This window comes from Streptomyces sp. Y20, from assembly GCF_043195475.1.
Taxonomy (GTDB): domain Bacteria; phylum Actinomycetota; class Actinomycetes; order Streptomycetales; family Streptomycetaceae; genus Streptomyces.
The window spans coordinates 104041-124252 of record NZ_JBIDDP010000001.1 but is presented as its reverse complement, the minus strand read 5'-3'; the positions used below and the strand labels follow the sequence as shown (position 1 = coordinate 124252).

General features: G+C 73.9%; 19 protein-coding genes. 11 read left to right on the top strand and 8 right to left on the bottom strand.

Going from position 1 to position 20212, the window contains the following annotated elements; translation table 11 throughout:
* The first annotated feature begins 172 nt into the window (after positions 1 to 172).
* Together ACGFT1_RS00575 and ACGFT1_RS00570 are read left to right on the top strand one after the other, a co-directional pair.
* Positions 173 to 1522, top strand: coding sequence for a transaminase (locus ACGFT1_RS00575; RefSeq protein ID WP_373906817.1), 1350 nt, complete (start codon positions 173 to 175; stop codon positions 1520 to 1522).
* A gap of 59 nt (positions 1523 to 1581) precedes the next feature.
* Positions 1582 to 2022, top strand: coding sequence for an Lrp/AsnC family transcriptional regulator (locus tag ACGFT1_RS00570; RefSeq protein ID WP_373907627.1), 441 nt, complete (start codon positions 1582 to 1584; stop codon positions 2020 to 2022).
* A 48-nt stretch (positions 2023 to 2070) separates the two neighbouring features.
* Here ACGFT1_RS00570 and ACGFT1_RS00565 read toward each other — a convergent pair whose 3' ends face one another.
* Positions 2071 to 3180: a PP2C family protein-serine/threonine phosphatase gene (locus ACGFT1_RS00565; protein ID WP_373906816.1), complete on the bottom strand. Its 1110-nt coding sequence runs from the start codon at positions 3178 to 3180 to the stop codon at positions 2071 to 2073.
* Positions 3181 to 3428: 248 nt separating this feature from the next.
* Here ACGFT1_RS00565 and ACGFT1_RS00560 point away from each other — a divergent pair, with 248 nt between their 5' ends.
* Complete coding sequence (locus ACGFT1_RS00560; RefSeq protein ID WP_373906815.1) at positions 3429 to 4334, top strand: GNAT family N-acetyltransferase; 906 nt, start codon at positions 3429 to 3431, stop codon at positions 4332 to 4334.
* Between the two features lie 91 nt (positions 4335 to 4425).
* Here ACGFT1_RS00560 and ACGFT1_RS00555 read toward each other — a convergent pair whose 3' ends face one another.
* The 5 genes from ACGFT1_RS00555 to ACGFT1_RS00535 form a co-directional block, all read right to left on the bottom strand.
* Positions 4426 to 5328 (bottom strand): Gfo/Idh/MocA family protein, encoded by a 903-nt coding sequence (locus ACGFT1_RS00555; RefSeq protein WP_373906814.1) that lies wholly within the window; start codon positions 5326 to 5328, stop codon positions 4426 to 4428.
* A 35-nt stretch (positions 5329 to 5363) separates the two neighbouring features.
* Positions 5364 to 6347, bottom strand: coding sequence for an ATP-grasp ribosomal peptide maturase (tgmB, locus tag ACGFT1_RS00550; RefSeq protein WP_373906813.1), 984 nt, complete (start codon positions 6345 to 6347; stop codon positions 5364 to 5366).
* A gap of 17 nt (positions 6348 to 6364) precedes the next feature.
* Entirely contained in the window at positions 6365 to 6556 is a 192-nt protein-coding gene (gene tgmA, locus ACGFT1_RS00545; protein WP_373906812.1) for a putative ATP-grasp-modified RiPP, read from the bottom strand.
* A gap of 255 nt (positions 6557 to 6811) precedes the next feature.
* Positions 6812 to 7678, bottom strand: coding sequence for a fructosamine kinase family protein (locus tag ACGFT1_RS00540; protein ID WP_373906811.1), 867 nt, complete (start codon positions 7676 to 7678; stop codon positions 6812 to 6814).
* Positions 7679 to 8085: 407 nt separating this feature from the next.
* A complete protein-coding gene (locus ACGFT1_RS00535; protein ID WP_393732554.1) occupies positions 8086 to 8964 on the bottom strand; it encodes a hypothetical protein in 879 nt (292 codons plus the stop codon).
* A gap of 489 nt (positions 8965 to 9453) precedes the next feature.
* Here ACGFT1_RS00535 and ACGFT1_RS00530 point away from each other — a divergent pair, with 489 nt between their 5' ends.
* The 5 genes from ACGFT1_RS00530 (at position 9454) to ACGFT1_RS00510 (ending at position 15767) form a co-directional block, all read left to right on the top strand.
* On the top strand, positions 9454 to 10071 hold the full coding sequence (locus tag ACGFT1_RS00530; protein ID WP_373906809.1) for a hypothetical protein: 618 nt from the start codon (positions 9454 to 9456) through the stop codon (positions 10069 to 10071).
* 144 nt (positions 10072 to 10215) lie between these two features.
* Positions 10216 to 10881 (top strand): class F sortase, encoded by a 666-nt coding sequence (locus ACGFT1_RS00525; RefSeq protein ID WP_373906808.1) that lies wholly within the window; start codon positions 10216 to 10218, stop codon positions 10879 to 10881.
* A 294-nt stretch (positions 10882 to 11175) separates the two neighbouring features.
* On the top strand, positions 11176 to 12126 hold the full coding sequence (locus ACGFT1_RS00520; RefSeq protein WP_373906807.1) for a LysR family transcriptional regulator: 951 nt from the start codon (positions 11176 to 11178) through the stop codon (positions 12124 to 12126).
* A gap of 125 nt (positions 12127 to 12251) precedes the next feature.
* Complete coding sequence (locus tag ACGFT1_RS00515) at positions 12252 to 13619, top strand: alkaline phosphatase PhoX (protein ID WP_373906806.1); 1368 nt, start codon at positions 12252 to 12254, stop codon at positions 13617 to 13619.
* Positions 13620 to 13820: 201 nt separating this feature from the next.
* Positions 13821 to 15767, top strand: a complete 1947-nt coding sequence (locus ACGFT1_RS00510; RefSeq protein WP_373906805.1) for a collagenase — start codon at positions 13821 to 13823, stop codon at positions 15765 to 15767.
* A 75-nt stretch (positions 15768 to 15842) separates the two neighbouring features.
* On the opposite strand, the gene ACGFT1_RS00505 is transcribed toward ACGFT1_RS00510, so the two are convergent.
* A complete protein-coding gene (locus tag ACGFT1_RS00505; protein ID WP_373906804.1) occupies positions 15843 to 17294 on the bottom strand; it encodes a glyceraldehyde-3-phosphate dehydrogenase in 1452 nt (483 codons plus the stop codon).
* A 139-nt stretch (positions 17295 to 17433) separates the two neighbouring features.
* Between ACGFT1_RS00505 and ACGFT1_RS00500 the strand changes: the two genes are divergently transcribed.
* Positions 17434 to 18126 (top strand): alpha/beta fold hydrolase, encoded by a 693-nt coding sequence (locus ACGFT1_RS00500; RefSeq protein ID WP_373906803.1) that lies wholly within the window; start codon positions 17434 to 17436, stop codon positions 18124 to 18126.
* 103 nt (positions 18127 to 18229) lie between these two features.
* Here ACGFT1_RS00500 and ACGFT1_RS00495 read toward each other — a convergent pair whose 3' ends face one another.
* Positions 18230 to 18544, bottom strand: coding sequence for a hypothetical protein (locus ACGFT1_RS00495; protein ID WP_373906802.1), 315 nt, complete (start codon positions 18542 to 18544; stop codon positions 18230 to 18232).
* 268 nt (positions 18545 to 18812) lie between these two features.
* Here ACGFT1_RS00495 and ACGFT1_RS00490 point away from each other — a divergent pair, with 268 nt between their 5' ends.
* Together ACGFT1_RS00490 and ACGFT1_RS00485 are read left to right on the top strand one after the other, a co-directional pair.
* Positions 18813 to 19133 carry a hypothetical protein gene (locus ACGFT1_RS00490; protein ID WP_373906801.1) on the top strand — a complete coding sequence of 107 codons (321 nt, stop codon included), beginning with the start codon at positions 18813 to 18815 and terminating at the stop codon, positions 19131 to 19133.
* 154 nt (positions 19134 to 19287) lie between these two features.
* The gene (locus ACGFT1_RS00485) at positions 19288 to 20151 is read left to right on the top strand and encodes a PP2C family protein-serine/threonine phosphatase (protein ID WP_373906800.1); all 864 of its coding nucleotides are present in this window, start codon (positions 19288 to 19290) and stop codon (positions 20149 to 20151) included.
* The last annotated feature ends 61 nt before the right edge of the window (positions 20152 to 20212 follow it).

The window sequence follows — 20212 nt, the reverse complement described above, 5'->3', positions numbered from 1 at the left end:
TGCCGGTTCGTCAGCCGGATGAGGGGGGACGCGTCACCCGCACGGTGAGCGGCCGGCACCTGGACACGCGTTTCGCTCGTCCGCACACTGGAATCGGTTGTGATCGGTTGAATCAGCCGCCTCTTCGGTCGTATGGTCACGGCATTCCGTCGCCGACTCCGGGAGGTTCTCCATGGACCGCACGCGGCTGCCCGCCCTCCTGTCCCACGAGAGCGCCGAGGCCGAACGCCGCAACCCCCGCTCGCGAGCGGCCTACGCGGGCGCCGACCACCTCTTCGGCCGGGTGCCGATGACGTGGATGAACAAGACCGCCGGCGCCTTCCCGCGCTATCTCGCCGGGGCGCGCGGCGCGCGGGTCACCGACATCGACGGGCACGAGTACATCGACTTCTGCCTCGGTGACACCGGTGCGATGGCCGGCCACTCACCCGCCCCGGTCACCGAGGCGGTCCAGCGGCGGTACGCCGACCTCGGCGGAGCCACCGCCATGCTGCCCACCGAGGACGCCGAGTGGACCGGCGCCGAACTGACCCGCCGGTTCGGCCTGGCGCGCTGGAGTTTCTCCCTCACCGCGACCGACGCCAACCGCTGGGCGATCCGGCTCGCCCGTGCCGTCACCGGCCGTCCGAAGATCCTGGTCAACAGCTACTGCTACCACGGCAGCGTGGACGAGTCGCTGATCGTCACCGGCCCGGACGGCACCGGCACCGCCCGCCCCGGCAACGTCGGCGCGCCCTGCGACGTGACGCTGACCAGCAGGGTCGCCGAGTTCAACGACCTCGCCGGGCTGGAACGGGAGCTGGCCTGCGGCGACGTCGCCGCCGTCCTCATGGAGCCCGCCCTCACCAACATCGGCATCGTGCTGCCCGAACCCGGCTACCTCGCCGGCGTCCGTGAACTGACCCGGCGGTACGACACCCTGCTCATCAACGACGAGACGCACACCTTCTCCGCCGGACCCGGCGGCTGTACGGCCGCCTGGGGCCTGGAGCCCGACCTGCTCACCATCGGAAAGGCGATCGGCGGCGGCATCCCGGCCGGCGCCTACGGCCTGTCCGCCGAACTCGCCGACCGGTTGCTGGCCCGCGCCGACCTGGACCTGGTCGACATGGGCGGCGTCGGCGGCACCCTCGCCGGCAACGCCCTGTCGGTCGCGGCGACCAGGGCCACCCTGGAGCACGTGCTCACGGACGAGGCGTTCGCCCGGATGGCCACCCTGGCCGAGCGTTTCGAGGCGGGTGTCCGGGCCGCCGTCCAGGCACACGGACTGCCCTGGTCTGTCAGCCGCCTCGGAGCCCGCACCGAGTACCGCTTCACCTCCCCGGCCCCGCGCACCGGCACCGAGTCCGCGACGGCCGCCGACCCGGAGTTGGAGGACTTCCTGCACCTCTACCTCGCCAACCGGGGCATCCTGCTCACCCCGTTCCACAACATGGCCCTGATGTGCCCCGACACCACCGAGCAGGACGTCGACACCCACACCGAGGTCTTCGCCGCGGCGCTCGCCGAACTGGCCGGCTGAGCAAGGCCGGGAGGGAGTCGGGACAGACGGCCACGAAGGACATAAAGGACATGAAGGACATGGATGACATCGATCGCGCCATCCTGCGGGAACTCCAGGCCGACGGCCGTATCGCCTACGCCGACCTCGGCCCCAGGGTCGGCCTGTCCGCCTCGGCGGCCCGGCAGCGCCTGCAGCGCCTGCTCGACTCCAGGGCCGTCCAGGTGGTCGGCGTCACGGACCCGATGGCCATGGGCGGACAGGCCATGGCCCTGCTCGGCATCGGCGTCGACGGCGACCCCCGCACCGTCGCCGACGCCCTGGCCGAACGCCCCGAGGTCGTCTACTCCGTCCTCACCTCGGGCGGCTTCGACCTGTTCGCCGAGGTGGTCGCCCCCGGCCCGAAGGAACTGCTGGACTTCGTCAACGACGTGGTGCGCCCCGTGGAGGGCGTCCGCGAGATCCGGTCCTTCCCGTACTTCGGCATCCACACGCACCGCTTCCTGTGGGACGTCGGCTGACCACCGGGAGAGAAGGGAGGGCGAGGGGCCGGGACGCCCGCGAGCGGGTCAGGCCGCCGCCGGGGGCCCGGGTGACAGCACCAGCATCGTGGCGTCGTCGCGGACCTCGTAGCGCCGCCGGGCCAGATCCGCCCACACCGCTCCCGGCAGCTCCGCCGACGGGGTACGGGCGAGCGCGGCCAGCCGCTCGGGCAGCGGATAGAAGGTGCCGGTGGCGTCCCGCGCCTCCCACACCCCGTCCGAGGCCAGGAACAGCCGGTCACCCGGACCGAGAGCCACCGTGACCCCCTTCGGCGGGTCGACGTCCACCAGTCCGATCCCCAGCGGCGGACCGGGTGCGACGGCCACCTCCCGTGCCTTCCCCGCGCACAGCAGGACGGGCGCCGGATGACCGCACGCCACCAGCCGCACCGCGGCCGTACCCCCGGCGAACTCCAGCAGCAGTGCCGTCGCGAACAGCTCCGCGTGCCGTACGTCCGCAGAGTCCACCGCCAGCCGGCGGTCCATGCGGGCCGCCACCGACTCCAGGTCCGGCTGGTCCAGGGCCGCCTCCCGGAACGCTCCCAGCAGCGACACCACCGTCGCGACCGCCGCCAGCCCGTGCCCCCGTACGTCCCCCATCACCGCGCGCACCCCGCACGGCCCCTCCCGGACGTCGAAGAAGTCCCCGCCGACCAGCGTGCCGTTCTGGGCGGTCCGGTAGAAGGCCGCGCAGCCGACCCGCCCCACCCGCTCCGGCAGCGGCGGCAGCACGGCCCGCTGCACCGCCTCGCCGATAGCCCGTTCCGTGTCCAGCTGGGCGTCCCGGCGGCTGCGCACGAAGGACACGAACACGCTCAGCGAGGCCACGAACACGATGGTGAGCAGGTCGGTGCTGCCGGGCCGGTTCAGATGCGTGGCCGGCACGTTCAGCACGACGATCACGCCCAGGCCCAGCACCCCGGTCATCACCGGGCCGTACGACAGGACGGCCAGCGGCGGGATGGCGCCCAGCAGGAAGCCGACATCACGCGCGGCGGGCGTCACCAGCGTGGCGACGGTGACCGCCGCGAGCAGGAGCACGGGCAGCACCCGTACCCACCACGGTGGTGGCGCGCCCCGCAGCCAGCCGCGATTCTCCCGGTCCCCGTGCGACGACCAGCCGCGCACCGTTCCCACATCCCCACGCTACGCCGCCACCGTCGGCGCGGCCCGCCGCCGGGCACACCGGACCGCCGCCGAAAACCCGTGGACGCCCGCCCCGCGGGCCGCCTAGCCTGTGGGGCACCACGCCCCGAGCGGACGGACGAAGGAGGCGAGCACGATGCAGGTCACCACCATCGAGCGCTCCCCCCTCCCCGTGCCGCCGGCGTGCCGCGCCTGATCCGACCGGGAGCGCCGCACCCGCACGCATCCCGGAGGAATCCATGACCGACCTGGTCATCCGCACGCTCGACGCGAGCAGTGCCGCCCTGTTCCGTGCCATGCCCGACCCACTCGCCCTGGCCGAGAAGCACCGGAGCACCCGCTACCGTCCCGACTGGCAGCGCGTCGCGCTGCGTGACGGCCGCACCGTGGCCCGCGCCGCCTGGTGGGGCCGCCCCCAGGATCCCGAGCCGCTGGTCATCAACTGGTTCGACGTCGCCGAGGGCGAGGAGGCCGCGGGCGCCGAACTGCTGCGGACCGCGCCCTGGCAGACCCCCGAACTGGAACTCGACCTGCCCGCCGGCTGGCGCGACGACCCGCGCCTGCGGGTCGCCGCCGGCACGCGTGCCACCGCCGCGCGCCAGGCCGGATACTTCCCCCTGGTGGACCGCTACCTCTACCGCTGGACCCGGGACCTGGGCCTGCCCCAGCGGCCGGGCAGGCTCCACTTCACGCCCGAACCCGACGACGCCGTCCTCCACGGCCTCCTGCGCCGCATCCACTCCGCCACCCTCGACGCGCACGCCCGCCGGGCCGTCGAGGAGGGCGGCGTGGACCGGGCGGCCCAGGAGGAACTGGACATCCTGCGGGGGCTACCGTCCCCGCGCGCCTGGTGGCAGGTCGCCCGCACCCCTGGCGGCGACCCGGTCGGCATCCACATCCCGGCGGGCAACGCCTCCGGGCCGTGCGTCGGCTTCATCGGAGTGGTGCCGGAACACCGCGGCCGCGGCTACGCCTACGACCTGCTCGCCGAGTGCACCCACTTCCTCGCCGCGCGGGGCGCCGAGTTCATCGCCGCCGCCACCGACCAGGGCAACTTCCCGATGGCCGCGCACTTCACCACGGCCGGCTACCCCGTCGTACGGGAACGCGTCAACTACTGGGCGAACGCCACCGGCGCCGGATGACCCCGCCGGCCGCCCGGTGGCCGTGCCAGGCACCGTCCACGCGGCGGTGCCCCACCGCCGGCCGGTCTCCGACCCGAACGAAAGACCGACCCTAGTCGGTGCCCTCCGGCGAACGGCCCTCCGACAGGCGGGTTTCCGCCGCCGCCAGGATCTCGGTGACGCGGAGGCCGAAAGCGGCGTCGCAGGGGTGCGGGCGGCCGGTGCGGGCCGCCCGCACCAGGGCGTCGGCGGCCCGGGCCAGCGCGGGAACCGCCCCCTCGGAGCTCCCCGGCAGGGCGGTGACCCCCGCCTCGCCCCGCAGTTCCACGTCGGCCCCGGCCGCCGCGGGCGGGGCCGTCAGGCTCAGGGTGAGCGTGCTCGACGCGCCCGTGGCATGGTCGAGGACCAGATGGACGGTGTCCGCCGGACCGTGTGCCGCCGCCACGACCTGCCGTACGTCGCCCAGGACCGGCAGCAGCACCGACAGGGCGTGCGGGCCGACGTCCCACAGGGCGCCCTTCTCCCGCCGCCACGGCGACGCCGCGAACGGGCTGCCGGACGTGAACACCGCCCCGAGCCACTGCGCCCGCGCCGTGAACCAGCCCGCCACCGTGGCCTGTTCCTCGATCCAGGCCTCCGGCTCCTTCTGGAAACGCGCGGTGAAGAACACCACCGACGCCACCCCGGCCCGTTCCACCGCGTCCGCGACGGCCCGTGCCTCGGCGACCGACAGCGCCAGCGGCTTGTCGAGCAGCAGGTGCCGGCCCGCCGCTGCCGCCCGCACCGCGAATCCGGCCTGCACGGACGGCGGCAGGGCGACCGCCACCGCGTCCACGTCGGCCAGCAGGGCGTCCACGTCGGCATAGGCGGGCACGTCGTACTGCTCCGCCAGCTCCGTGGCCGCCTCCGGCCGGCGCCCCCACACACCGGCGAACTCCAGCCCGGTGTGCCCGGCCAGGGCGGGGGCGTGGGCCGCCCGTGCCCACGGGCCCGTTCCCAGCAGTCCGATGCGCATGTCGCGTTCCTCTCTCCGAGCCGTCCCCCGCATCATCAAGATGCCGTACTCCCCTCACCCTGCGCACACCCGCGGCCCGGATCCGTCTCCTGGGCGAGCCATGCGGCGATGGTGGCGGCGATCGGCTGCCCGGTGTCCATCTCCACGAACCCGAACTGGCCGGCCTGGTTGCACTCCAGGAACCACCAGATCCCGTCCGCGTCCTCCGCGAAGTCGAAGGCACCGTAGGCCAGTTCCGCGTCCCGCAGGTAGCGCAGCACGCCCTCGGCGACGCGCGGCGGCACATCCGCGGGCAGCCAGGGGGAGACCGACGGGGCGAAGCGGACGTCCACGTCGTCGGGACCGGCGTCCGGGTCGGTGGGCTTGCGCGCGGCCAGCAGCGTGCCGCCGACGGCGGTGAGCCTGATGTCGGCCCGCTTGGCGATCCGCCGTTGCAGCAGCGTCGGTCCGAAGGCGACCGCGGTGAAGTCGGCGTCCGGTGCGACCCGGCTCGTCGGCACCGCCCGCGGCGGCTCCTGCGGATGCGCGCCCGAGACCGGTTTGACCACCAGGTCCGGGAAGCGCTCCGCGAACGCCCGCGCCGCCTGCGGGAACGTCGTGATCAGCGTGGCCGGCACCGGCAGGCCGCTGCCCTGGGCGAGGCGAAGCTGCCAGGGCTTGTGGCGGGCCCGGCGGGCCGCGTCCGGGTGGTTCATCCAGCGGGCGTCACTGGCGCGCAGCATGCCGTACAGCGCCTGCGACGACTCCTCCGTCAGCCAGGCCGACGGCTGGGCGGCGCGGGCCGCGGGGGTTCCCGGTCTGCGCACCCACACGGAGCGCAGACCGCCGATGCCGACCAGCCGCCCGCCGACGGACAGGTGTCCCCGGCAGGCGCCGTGGACGAACTCGCCCGACAGGGCCACCCCGTTGGTCAGATCGGCGGGGTCGAGCCGGACGACGGGCACGCCCGCCTCGCCCAGCCGGAGGACCACCATGTCCGCCGTCACGTCCTCTTCACTGGTCAGGATGAGCACGGTCATCTCTCGACGCCCGCGGTTCAGTCGTCGAAGTGCGTCTTGGAACCGGCGGTCGAGGTCGTGGTGCCGAGTGCTCTCAACGTGGCGTGATCGGTGGCAGCCGCGCGCCCGTCCGGGAGGACGTTCAATTGCAGTCCGGAGTCGTACGCGTACGGTGTGGTGACGTCCAACTCCACTGCGGGCCGAGCGTAGTTGAGCGTGAACGGTTGCATGGTCTCTCCCTGATTAGGCTTTCACGTCCTTATACGAGTCGAACGGGTGATTGGTTTCCTTACGTTCCGTGATCACGCGCCGGAACACGGCCCGGGACCGTGCCTGAGCAGGAAGACGGCACCGCGCTGTTCCGTCGACGCGACCGGGTGGCCGCGGCCCGCCCGCGGCTCGCCGCGCCCGTGACCCCTCGGCGTACGGGTACCCGGCATCCGGGCGGGGGAGACCGGCCGTGACCGGGCGGACGGCAGCCCGGGTCAGCGCGTGAGCGCCTCCCGCGCGACCTCCAGGGCCCGTTCCGCGTACGACCGCCCGAACAGCACGACGTGCACGAGGAGCGGGAAGAGCTGGTGCGGGCCCACCCGTTGCCGCCAGCCGTCTGCCAGCGGGGCCACCTCCTGGTAGCCGGCGACGATGCGGTCCAGCTGGGGGCAGCCGAACAGCCGGAGCATGGCCAGGTCCGTCTCCCGGTGTCCGCCGTGCGCGGCCGGGTCGATGAGCTGGACCTCGCCGTCCGCGCCCCACAGCACGTTGCCGTTCCACAGGTCGCCGTGCAGCCGGGCAGGCGGCTCCGCAGGGCCCGCCAGTTCCGGCAGCCGCTCGCAGACCCGCTCGAACAGGGCCGCCTCACCGGGGCGGAGCGTGCCCCGGTCGACCGCGCCGCGCACATAGGGCAGCACGCGGTGTTCGGCGTACCAGCGGGGCCAGTCGGTGCCCGGCGCGTTGCGCAGGGGCGCGGCCCCGATGTAGGCGTCCTCGGGGCCGCCGGGCGGAGGTGCCCCCAGGTGGGGCGCGCCGGCCGCGTGCAGGGCGGCGAGGGCCCGGCCGAAACGGAGCGCCGCCTCGGGACCGGGGCTGCCGGTCGCCACCCGCTCGGTCACCATCCAGTGCTCGTCGTGCCCGAGCACCGCCGGCACCCGGACCGCGTCCGCCGCGGCCAGCCAGCGCAGTCCCGCCACCTCGGCGCGCACGGCCCCCGGGCCGTCACCGCGTTTGACCATCACCGGAGTCCCGCCGTCCAGCAGCACCTCGGCCGGTGCCCCCGGCGTCGTGCGCACCCGGCCGGCCGGACGCCCGGTGAGCCGGGCCGCCACCTGCCCCGGACCCTCGTCCCGGTTGACCACGACCCCAGCGTACCGCCCCAACGCCGCGCACGCGTCGGCCACTTCGGCCTCGGACCCGCCCGCCGGGGCACACCTCGGCGGAAGCGTGAGCGGTGGTGACGGGGTAACGGGGGTGGCGCCGTCGGCTGATGCCGCCGCAGGACCCGGCCGTCGGGCCCGGCTCCACGTGCGCGGGGGTGTCCGCTCGGGGGGCCGGCCCCACCGGGGCTCACTTCCGTGCGGCGGGATCCCGCGCGGCGGTCGGCGCCCTGCCCCTTGTACGGCGCCGGATGCCCGGTTCGCCCCCTCCGCACGGCACCGGATGCCTGGCTTGCCCCCTAGCGGCACGGTCCCCTCGGTTTACCCCCCCGTACGGTGCGTCCCCTCGGTCCGCCCCCGGTACGGCACCGGACGCGCCCGCGCCGGACTCAGCCGGCGACGGGGTGTGGCGTGCGGGGCAGCCCCACCGGATTGCCGGGGGGCAGCAGGCCCGAGCCGAGGACGGCCGCCGTCAGCGGTTCCAGCAGGCGGGCCAGGCGCCCGGCGCGCTCGGCTCCCAGCGCGGACCACGGCCCCTCGGCCGCCGCGTCGGTGCGCGCCTCCGTCTCCGCGCGTACCGCGGCTCCCGCCGGCGTGAGCGTGCCGTCCGCCGCGAGCCGGCCGGACGCGCGCAGCCGTGCCACGGCCGCGTCCCAGTCGGCCTCCTCCCACTTGCGTGTCGTCCGCAGGAACGCCCCGTCGGACTCGCCGGCCGCCGCCTTGAGCACCATGGCGTCGACCGGTCCGAGCCCCAGGCTCACCAGTACCGCGACATGCGAGTCGCCCCGGTGCTCGCGCAGGGTCGTCAGGGCCTGCCACAGGCGGGCGGCGGGCCGCTCCGGGCGCTGAAGCGCCTGGTTGGCGGCGGCCAGCACCCGGCCCGTGGTGTCCGCCGCCGCCGCGGCCTCCCATGCCAGGTCCGCGGCCTCGGCGAAGTCGGCCGAGCCGACGGTGTCGGTCCCGAACAGGCGGGTCATCGCCGCGTTCACCGCCTCTTCCCGGGCCGCCAGCACGTCCACCGGGGCCGCGTACCGCCAGGCGTCCGGCAGCGCCCGGGCGACCCGGGCGGGATGGAAGACGTAGAAACAGCTCGTCACCACGGACGGGGACACCGCGCCCAGGGGGGCGGCGCGCAGGGCGAAGTAGCCCATCCAGTAGCCGCGCAGGCCGAGCCCGTCCGCCGCCCGGTGCGCCTCCGGGGCGAAGTACACGAGGTCGTGCACCGGTTCGTACCGTTCCCACAGCGCTCGCGCCATTCCGTCCGCCACTGCTTCCTCCCACCGCGTCGGCCTGCCGTGCTGTCGGGCACCAGCCTGCGTTATGACAGCTGTCATAACAAGGGGCGGGGATCACCGGATCGGCACGCGGACCCGGCCGGGGGCGCTCCGGAGTGGTTCCGTGAGCCACACCGCGCGGCCGGGGCCGGCCGCCGGCCGCGGGGGCACCTTCCCGGCGCCGTCCGCCGGTACCGGGAGGTGACCGTGCCGGTGGTGCCGATCCGGCCCGCCCGGTCGACGCACCGGACCGGGCCGCCGGGCCCGCTGGGAGTGCTCCACGGCATGCGGCGCCCGCCTCCCCGGTTGACCCGTACGGGGGCCGCGGGGCAGTGGCACTGGGGCAGACGGGTGGCGTGGTGACCCGGCTGGACGGCTCGGATGGTGGGAGGCGATGGCCTCACTGACGGTGGTTCATGTCAGGGCCGGGTCCACCCAGCTGATGTGGTATCCGCTGACCGGCCATGGCGGAAGGACATCACTATGCGCCCTGCCCGCATGCTCCTGGCGACCGCGGCTGCCGCCGCCGCCTTCTCCTTCGCCACTCCCGGAGCCGCGTTCGCCGTCCCCGCCGGCGATCACGACGACTCCTCGTACAGCAAGGAGCACGACAGCGACTCCGGCCGTGACCACGACAAGGACTCCGACAGCGATCACGACAAGGGCTCCGGCGGGGATCACGACAAGGACTCCGGAAGGGATCAGGACAAGGATTACGGCAGCAAGCACGAGGGCGGCCGCGAGCACGACGAGCCGCGCGGCGGAATGCACACGGGTGGCGGAGCGCTCGCCGCGGTGCGCGGCGACGACTGGGGCTCGGACCGCGACGACAGCCGGTTCGACCCCGAGACCTACCGGGACAAGGAAGACAAGGGAGACAAGGGGGAAAAGGGAGAAAAGGGCGGCGGTGAGAAGGGCGGCGGCGGTCACGACAAGGGTGGATGGGGCGACGACCACGAGAAGCCGCGCGGCGGCATGCACACCGGTGGCGGTGCGCTCGCCGCTCCCGGCGCCACCGCGGGCGGCATCGCCGTCCTGGCCGTAGGCGCCGCCGGCGCGTACGCGCTGCGCCGCAAGAAGGCCGTCCAGCCGGCGTCCTGAGGGACGGCCCGTCCCAGGGGCTGCGGACGCCGCCGGCGCACCTCCATGCCGGCGGCCCGTGCCCGGCCCCGGACGCCGTCCCCGCGGCGCGCGCCCTACCAGCCCCGAGTCCCGTGCTGCCGTGCCCGAGTGAGGTGGTGTCCGATGGCAGCAGATTCGTCCTCCCCGTCCTCCGCGCCGGACGAACGCGGTTCCGGCCACGGCGGGCGGCTGACGCTGTGGGGTGTGGCGGTGGCCGTCCTCGCCGTCAGCATGTTCGGCGGCCACCAGCGGCCGGCCCCCACGCCGGGGGCACTGCCCCGTCCCCCGGGCGTGACGGCCGCCGCGCCGGCCGACCCGCACCGGGTCGGCGAGGCGCTGCCCCGGTCCGAGCCGACCCGCCTGCTCATTCCGAAGATCTCCGTCGACGCCCCCTTCACCACCCTGTCCCTCGCCGCCTCGGGCCAGCTGGAGCCGCCACCCGCCGCGGACACCAATCTCGTCGGCTGGTACGCCAAGGGCGCCTCACCGGGCGAGAAGGGCACCGCGGTCATCGCCGGGCACGTCGACACGGCGGTCTCCGCGGCGGTCTTCGCCGGCCTCGACCAGCTGACACGCGGTGACCGGTTCTCCGTGGAGCGGGCCGACGGGAGTACCGCCGACTTCGTCGTGGACGACGCCGAGTCCTTCCCGAAGGACGACTTCCCCAGCTCACGCGTGTACGCGGACGCCGACCGCCCCGAGGTCCGGCTGATCACCTGTTCCGGGGCCTACGACCACTCGGTGCGGGACTACACCGAGAACCTGGTCGTCTTCGCCCACCTGGTCTGAGCCGGCGGTGACGGGGGTGTGACACCGGGGGGCACCCGCGTCGGCGCCGCTGTCCCGCGCGGCACGGACGCGGCCACAGGGGCGCACGGGTCCCGGGCCGTGCGGTCGGGCGGGCCGAGGACACACCCGCGCCCGCGCAGCGGGCGGCTCCGGCCGGCGTGACCCCGCGCACCCTGGCGGACCTGCGGCTTGTGCCGCGCAGGACGCCATGGAACGCTTCGGTCCGCCGCCCGCGCGCACGGGGCGCGGGCCGGGGCGTGCGACCGGCCGCGGGAACGAACGAGGAGTGGAACGATGGAGCTGGAGCTGCGGCACCTGCGGGTGCTGTGCGCGATAGCGGACGCGGGCAGCGTGGGCCGTGCCGCCGCACAGCTGGGGTACTCGCAGCCCGCCGTGAGCACCCAGCTGCGGCGCATCGAACGCCACCTCGGCGAGCCGCTCTTCGAGCGCGGCCCGAGCGGGGTGCGGCCGACACGGTACGGCGCCGAGGTCGTCGAGCAGGCCCGGGACGTGCTCACCCGCGCCGCCGCGATCGGCCACCGCCGCGCCGCCGGCCCTCCGCACCGGACCCTGCGGGTGGCCGCCACTAACTCACCCATGCTGTCCGGCACGGTCTCCCGCGTCCGCGCCCGGCTGCCGGAACTGTCCCTCGCCGTCACCAGCGTCTACGCCTCCTCGCGGATCGTGGAGCTGCTGGAGGAGGGCGCGGTGGACGCCGCCATCGCCGCCGACTACCCCGGCATGGAGCTGCGGCACTCGGCCGGCGTCCGGCACCGCGGCATCGTGACCGAACCGACGTTCGTCGCCCTGCCCGCCCGGCACCGGCTCCGGCAGTGCGCGCAGATACAGCTCGCCGACCTGGCCGAGGACGCCTGGTTCGTCACCCCGGACGACGGCGCGGGCTGGCCCGGCGTGTTCTACGACGCCTGCACGGCGGCCGGCTTCACGCCGCTCACCGTCCACGAGTTCCTCGGCGACCAGGCCCAGTTGCAGAGCATGATCGCCGACGGGCTCGGCGTCTCCCTCGTGCAGCCGACGCTTCGGCCCGTCCCGCACATCCTGGTGAAACCGCTGGCCGGCTCCCCGCTGTGGTGCCGTTACGTCCTGGCGTGGCGACCGGACACCGTCGGCGACGCCGTGGCGGAGACGCTGCTGGGGTCCGCCACGGCCGCGTACCGCGACCTCGTCGCCCAGGCCCCGCACCTGCGCACCTGGGCCTCCCGGACCTGGAGCGTCGGAGCGTAGACGCACGGGGACCGCGCGCAGTCGGAGGGTGACACGTGCTCCGCGCGTAGTTCCGGCGGCCCCTACCAGGTGGTGGACACGGCGGGGTCACAGTTCCTGTCCGCCAGCAGGAAGGCTGCCACCGCATGTCTGCAACACGCCGTCAGGTCCTGGCCCGCGCGAGCGCCCTGGGAGCGGGCATCGCCTTCACCGGGGCCCTGTCCGAGCTTTTCGCGGGCACCGCCGCCGCGTACGACCCGGGCCGCACCGGCTACGGCCCCCTCGTCCCCGACCCGCAAGGCCTCCTCGATCTGCCGAAAGGCTTCCGCTACAAGGTGCTCTCCCGCGAGGGCGACCGGCTACGTTCCGGGGAGGGCCCCGTCCCCTCCCACCACGACGGCATGGCCGCCTTCGCCGGCCACGGGGGCCGCACGCACCTCGTCCGCAACCACGAGAACCGCGTCACCGCCGAGTTCCCGGTACCGGTCGTCAGCGGCCTCACCTACGACCCGGCGGGCAAGGGCGGCTGTACGGCCCTCACGCTCGACGGGGACCACCGCGTGCTGTCCGAACGGGTCGCCCTCGCGGGCACGGCCGTCAACTGCGCGGGCGGGCACACCCCCTGGGGCACCTGGCTGACCTGCGAGGAGACCGAGGACAGGGCGGGCACCAACGGCTACACCAAGGACCACGGCTTCGTCTTCGAGGTCCACCCCACCGACCCCCACCGCACCGGTGCCGTCCCGCTGACCGCGATGGGCCGCTTCCAGCACGAGGCGATCGCGGTCGACCCGCGCCAGGGCGTCGTCTACGAGACGGAGGACGCCTTCGAGAAGCCGTTCGGCCTCTTCTACCGCTTCCTGCCGGAGAAGCCGCTGGGCGGCGCGGGTTCGCTGCGCGCGGGCGGCCGGCTCCAGGCGATGCGGGTCCCCGGTGTCCGGGACCTGTCCACGATCCAGGAGACCGGCGCGCGCTTCGACGGCATCGAGTGGGTGGACGTACCCGACCCGTCGGCCGCCACCACCCCCACCCGGTTCCAGGACTACGGCGCCGGGGGCATCACGCACGCGCAGAAGCTGGAGGGCTGCTACTGGGGCGGCGGCCGCGTGTACTTCGTGTCGTCCTTCGCCCGCGGAGCGGACGGCTCGGCGGCCGACCACTACGGCCAGATCTGGCGCTACGACCCGGCGCGCCGCCGGCTGACCCTGGTCGTCGTGTTCGGCCCGGACACCGACGTGCAGCTGCCCGGAGAGTCCCCGGACAACATCTGCCTCGCCCCCGGCGGCGGCCTGATGGTGTGCGAGGACGGCAGCGGCGCGCAGCACGTCTTCGGCGTGACCCGCACGGGCGAGGTGTACGCGATGGCCCGGGGCCGGCAGAACGTCGGGACGGCGCAGGCGCCCGAGTGGGGGGAGTTCGCCGGGGTCACCTTCGCCCCGGACGGGAGGACGATGTTCGTCAACTGCTACACCCCCGGCACCACGTTCGCGGTGACCGGCCCCTGGCGCGGATAGGCACCCGGCAGCGGTGAGCACGCCGGGGCGGGTGCGCGCGGTACGCGCCCCGGCGTGACCGGGCGGAGCCCGCCGCGATGTTATGAGCGACCGGTGCCATGTGCTATGTCACACGCCATTGTTGGGGCGAAGGTGCGCTGAGACAGTGCGTCACACGCCTCGACACCCCACCGGGGCGCATCCCTTCGTGGAGGAATCCCGATGCGCTATCGATTCGCGCTGCCCGGCCGCGGAGCCGGCCGCCCGGCCACGCGGCTGGCCGGCGCAGCCGCCGTCTGCGTGACCCTGGCCGGCCTGCTGTCCACTCCGGCGCTCGCGGCCACCCCGGCCCGCCCCGGCACGGCCACCCCGGCCCGCCCGCACCCCACCGTGCCGTCGCCCGCCGCCGCGACCACCTTCCCCACCGAGCGTCCCGCGGTCCAGGCCCGGCGCCTCAGCCCGGCTCGACTCCGGCCCCAGCAGCCCGAATTCACCCGGCCGGCGGCGAGCACGGTGAAGACCTCCTCCTGCACCCCGGCCGACTTCGGCAGCCGCACCGGAACCGCGCTCGTGTCCTACGTGAAGGCCGCGACCGCCGACTGCGTCAACACCCTGTTCCCGGTCACGGGCAAGGACGCCTACGACGTCTTCCGCCAGTCCCAGATGCTGACCGTCGCGAACGCGTTCACACGCACCGCCCGGCGCTACCGCGGCGACAACTCCGGCAGCCTGCTCCAGCTCGTCCTCTTCCTGCGCGCCGGCTACTACGCGCAGTTCAACCACCCAGGGGACGTGGGCGCGTACACCCCGCGCCTCACCACGGCCGTCACCGCCGGCATGGACGCCTTCTTCGCCCGCCCCCACTCCCGTGACGTCTCCGCGGCCAACGGCGACATCCTCGGCGAGACCGTCATCCTCACCGACAGCGCCGACCGGCAGGGCCGCTACCTCTCCGTCTACCGGCGGCTGCTGACCGCCTACGACAGCACGTACGACCCGGTCGGCAGCATGGTCAGGGCCGTCAACGACGTCTACACGCCGCTGTGGCGCGGCAACTGGAACCCGGAGTACGTACGGGCGGTCGCGGCCGACCCGCGGATCACCGGCACCCTGTACCACTTCGCGCTGGCCCACACCGACCGGCTCGGCACGCCCCTGGCCTTCCTGGACTCCAACGCCGGGATGAACCTTGCCCGTTACACCGAACACCCCGAACTTCGGGACACCGTCCGGCCGTTGGTGAAGGACCTGCTGGACCGGACCGCGATCACCGGCCCGACGGCCGGGCTGTGGGTGGCGGTGGCCGCTCAGGCGGCCTCCTACGACGGCGCCGACTGCGGCTACTACGACGTGTGCGGCCTGCCGGACAAGCTCGCCCACGCCGTCCTGCCCGTCACCCGCCACTGCGACGCGAACGTCACCGTCCACGCCCAGGCGCTCACCGACGCCGACCTCGACGCGGCCTGCGCCGGAGTGCTGCGCCAGGACGCCTACTTCCGCGGCATCGTGCGGGCCGACGGCGCGATACCCGGCCAGTACGCCTCCACGCTCCAGCTCGTCGTCTTCGCCAGCCGCGCCGACTACCAGACGTACGCCGGTCCCATGTACGGCATCAGCACCGACAACGGCGGCATGACGCTGGGCGGCGACCCGTCGGACCCGGCGAACCAGCCGATGTCGATCATGTACCAGAAGGACCAGGACGACGGCTTCGCGGCTCGTATCTGGAACCTCAACCACGAGTACACGCACTTCCTGGACGCCCGCGACGACATGCTGGGCGACTTCGGCCGGCAGATCTCGGTGCCGGACGTGTGGTGGATCGAGGGCCTCGCCGAGTACGTCTCCTACAGCTACCGGGGCCTGGCCTACGACCAGGCGGCCCAGGAGGCCGGCAAGCACACGTACCGGCTGAGCACCCTGTTCGGCAGCACCTACGACAACAGCGATGTCACCCGCACCTACCCGTGGGGCTACCTCGCCGTGCGCTACATGCTCGACAGGCACCCCGACGACGTGCAGCGCATGCTCGCCCGCTTCCGCGTCGGTGACTACGCCGGCGGATACGCGGTCTACCACGACGGCATCGGCACCCGCTACGACGCCGACTTCGACCAGTGGCTCACCGCGTGCGCCGCGGGCGCCTGCGCGCGGCCGGCCGTGGCCTGACCGCACGCGCCCGGCACGACCGCCGCCGGCCGGGGATTCCGGCCGGCGGCGGTAGGCGACGCGGGGCGCGGGGGCTCAGACCGCCGTGGCCGGGTAGGTCGGGTACTCCACGCCCGACACGTGCTGGACGACGCGGACGACCTGGCAGGAGTAGCCGAACTCGTTGTCGTACCAGAGGTAGAGGATCGCGTTGTCGCCGTCGACCTTGAGGGCGCCGGCGTCCACGATCGAGGCGTGGCGCGAGCCGATGAAGTCGCTGGAGACCGCGTCGGGTGCCGTGATGAAGTCGATCTGCCGCTTCAGCGGCGAGGTGAGCGACACCTCGCGCAGGTACTCGTGGACCTCCTCGCGGCTGGCCTCGCGGGCCAGCTGGAGGTTGAGGATCGCGATGGAGACGTCCGGCACCGGCACCCGGATCGAGCTGCCGCTGATCTTCGCCTTCAGGTCCGGCAGCGCCTTGGCGACGGCGGAGGCGGCACCCGTCTCGGTGATCACCATGTTGAGCGGCGCGGAGCGGCCACGGCGCTCGGACTTGTGGTAATTGTCCAGCAGGTTCTGGTCATTGGTGAACGAGTGGACGGTCTCCACGTGCCCGCGCAGCACGCCGTACTCGTCGTCCATCGCCTTCAGCGGCGGCACGATCGCGTTGGTGGTGCAGGAGGCGCAGGACAGGATCTGCTCGTCGGGCTTGATCGTGTCGTGGTTGACCCCGTGCACGATGTTCGGGACGTCGCCCTTGCCCGGCGCGGTCAGCACGACCTTCTCGATGCCGGGGCGCAGATGCTTGGACAGGCCCTCGCGGTCGCGCCAGTTGCCGGTGTTGTCGATGAGGATGGCGTTGCGGATGCCGTACTCGGTGTAGTCCACGTGCGACGGGTCGTCGGCGTAGATCACCTTGATCTCGTTGCCGTTGGCGACGATCGTGCTGCTGTCCTCGTCCACCGTGATCGTGCCCTGGAACTGGCCGTGGATGGAGTCCCGGCGCAGCAGTGAGGCGCGCTTGACGAGGTCCCCGGTGCCCCGGCCGCCGCCGCGCACGACGATGGCGCGCAGTCGCAGGCCATTGCCGGAGCCCGACTTCTCGATGAGCAGACGGGCGACGAGCCGGCCGATGCGGCCGAAGCCGTACAGCACGACATCGCGCGGCTCGCGGCGCTCGACCCGGCTGTCGCCGGTGGCACCGGCGACGGCCTCGGCGGTGAACTCCGCCACGCTCAGACCGCGCTCGTCGGCCTGGTAGAGGGTGGCCAGCATGCCGAGGTCGATCTGCGACGGCCCGAGGTCCAGGTCGGTCAGCGCCTGAAGGAACGGCATGGTCTCGGTGACCGAGAGCTCCGCACCGGCGATCTGGCGGGCGAAGCGGTGGGTCTTGAGAATGCTGACCACCGACTTGTTCACCAGGGAGCGGCTGTGCAGCAGGACGGTCACGTCCCGCTCGCGGTGCAGCTTCCCGATGAGCGGGATCATCGACTCCGCGATCTCCTCGCGGATCTTCCAGTTGGTGAACGAGTCGTCGTTGACAGTCACAGGTCCATCTTTCGAGCTAGGCAGCGCTCATATGATAACCACACCCTTTTCGAGGTCTTCGCGAGGGTGCTTCCGGCCCGGCCCGCGATGACATGATCCGACCGGGTCCGGTGAGGTCCGGCGGCGGGAGAGACCGCCGATGAGGCTGCACACGCACGAGTGGGGGACCGGCGACCGGATCGCCGTGCTGGTGCACGGGATCATGTCCGACCACCGCACCTGGCACCGGGTCGCACCCGTCCTGGCGGACAAGGGATACCGCGTCATCGCCGTGGACCTGCGCGGCCACGGTGCCAGCGGCCGGGGCGCGTACAGCCCCGAACAGTGGGCCGGTGACCTCGTGGAGACCCTCCCCGTGGGTGCGGAGCTGGCGATCGGCCACTCGCTGGGGGCCATGGTCCTGGCGGGCGCCGTCGAACGGCTGGCGCCCGCCCGGGCCGCCTACTGCGACCCCGCCTGGGAGGTGCGCGAGAAACTGGTCGCGGCCTCCGCCTGCTTGGCGGCGTTCAAGACCGCCGGCCGTTCCATGATCCGGAACCTCGATCCGCGCTGGGACGACATCGACGTGGACATCGAACCGGCCACGCTGGCCGCCTGGGACCCCGCCACGGCCGCCGTGCTGCCCGGCATCTACGCGGTAGGCCGGACACCGGCCCGCCCGGTGGTGCCCTCCCTGGTGGTGCTGGCCGGCGCCGGCGAACTCCACCGCGCCGGCCTGGACTGCGAGCCGACCCGGCGGGGCTTCGAGATCCGCACCGTCGAAGGCGCCGGCCACACGCTCTACCGGGACGACTTCGAGGGCTTCATGGGGGCGCTCGACGGCTGGATCTGACCAGCCCCCGGAGAACCGTCGCGGCGCGGGCCAGGAAGACCAGGCGGGCCAGGAAGGCGGCGGAGCGGTCGGGGCGTCGGCCGGCGCGGTCGGGGCGGCGGGGTCAGCGCGGGTCGAAGACGACGCTGGCGAAGTGCGCGCCGGCGGGCGCCGACCGGCCGGCGGCGAGCCGCAGCGCCGTCCCCTTGCACTTCTTGCGCGTGTAGACGACGAGCGGCCTCTTCGTCCCGTTGTGCGCGCCGCGCGCTTCCTGGGCCATGTCCAGACACCGGTGGCCCGGCGGGTCGGTGATGACGTACGCCTTGCCGTGCGGACCGATCCAGGTGAACGTGCCGTCGACGGCGAACGCCGGACCGGTGACGGTGAGGGCGAGGGCGAGAGCGCCGAGTACGGCGGTGAGCGGACGAGACAGGCGCATGGCGGTGTCCTTCGACGAGGGATGCGGGAGCGGACCGGGGCCGCACCCGTAATCTGCCACTTGGCCCCCGCGCGGCCCGGCAGCCGACACGGGCACGTCCACCGTCCGGGTGACGGCGGAGGGGAATCCGCGCCCCGCCGCGGTACGTCCGCCCGCCCGGCCGCGCCCCGTCGCACGCGGCCGGTATCGGCCTCCTTTCGGGGGACCGGCTGTGCGAACGCCGTGGATCGGGGTAGGCGAGACGCCCGAGGAAGGAAAGGACCGTTCCATGACGACCTACGTGATCAGCGTGCCCGGCACCTTCACCGACGGGATCGGCGACGATGCCCGTACCCGGCTGGCCCGGGCGCTGCGGCCCGCCGACCCGCACGGCACGCGGATGGGCAACGCCGAGGACCTCGACGTGCTCAGCCTCAACGAGGACAACACCTTCACCCTCCGCCTGACCGTCGAGGCGGACACCGGCCCGCACGCCGAGGAGGAGGCGCGGCGGCTGGCGGGCTCCGCGCTCCGGGACGCGGGCCTGGACGAGGGGAACGCGCCGCTCGGGCCGGCGATCATCACCGGTATCGACTCCGAGGTCCGCTGACGGGACCGGGGCGGGCCGGGAGCGGGACCGGTGGCGATGCCGGCCCGGGGGCCGGCGCCGGGGCACGACGACCCCGTACGGGTAAAATTCAGGGGTTCGCCGAACATCCAGGCGGCCGGACGGCCGCGCGCCACCGCCCCGGCGGAAGTGATCGATGCCCCGCAGACGCTCCACGGACGAAGGCGACGAGCTGCTGGCCAGACTCGGTTCGCTCACCGCCCAGGCACGGCGGCGCGCGGAGCTCCAGCGCACCCAGGTGGAGCTGGCCATCGCGCTCCAGCGCGGCATGCTGCCCCGGGACCTGCCCACCGCGCCCGGCCTCCACCTGGCGGTGCGCTACGCGCCGGCCAACATCGGCCTCAACGTGGGCGGCGACTGGTACGACGCCTTCCCCCTGCCCGACGGCCGGATCGGGCTGTCGATCGGCGACGTCCAGGGACACAACATCGAGGCCGCCGCCTTCATGGGCCAGGTCAGGGCCGGACTGCGGGCCCTCGCCTCCGTCACCGGCGAGCCGGGCGAACTCTTGGCACGCACCAACGACCTGCTGCTCTCCCTGGGCGGCGACCTGTTCGCCACCTGCACCTTCATGCGGCTCGACCCGGCCACCGGCGAGCTGGAGAGCGCCCGGGCCGGGCACATCCCCTTCGTCTGGGCCACGGCCGACGGCAAGTCCGGCGTCGTCGACGACCGAGGCGGCCCGCCGCTCGGCATCGACCGGGGCCTCGAGTATCCGGTGACCCGGCACCGGCTCACCACCGGCGGAGTGTTCGTCCTGGTCACCGACGGTGTCGTGGAAGGGCCGTCGCTGGACATGGAGGACGGCCTCGACCAGGTGGTACGCCTCGCCGGCATCGCCGCTGTCGCCGGCCTGGAGGCCCACGCGCTCGCCGCGGCCGTGATCAAGGGCGCCGAGAGCGTCGGCCACGAGGACGACGCCGCCGTCCTCGTCGTGGGCCTGGACGCCCCGAGCACCACCCCGGCGCGGAGGCCGGGCGGGCACGCCGCGACCTGGTGAGGGGCGGGCCCGGCATGCCGTGGCGTGCGAGGGCATGCGGCCCGGGCGGCGTACGGGCGCG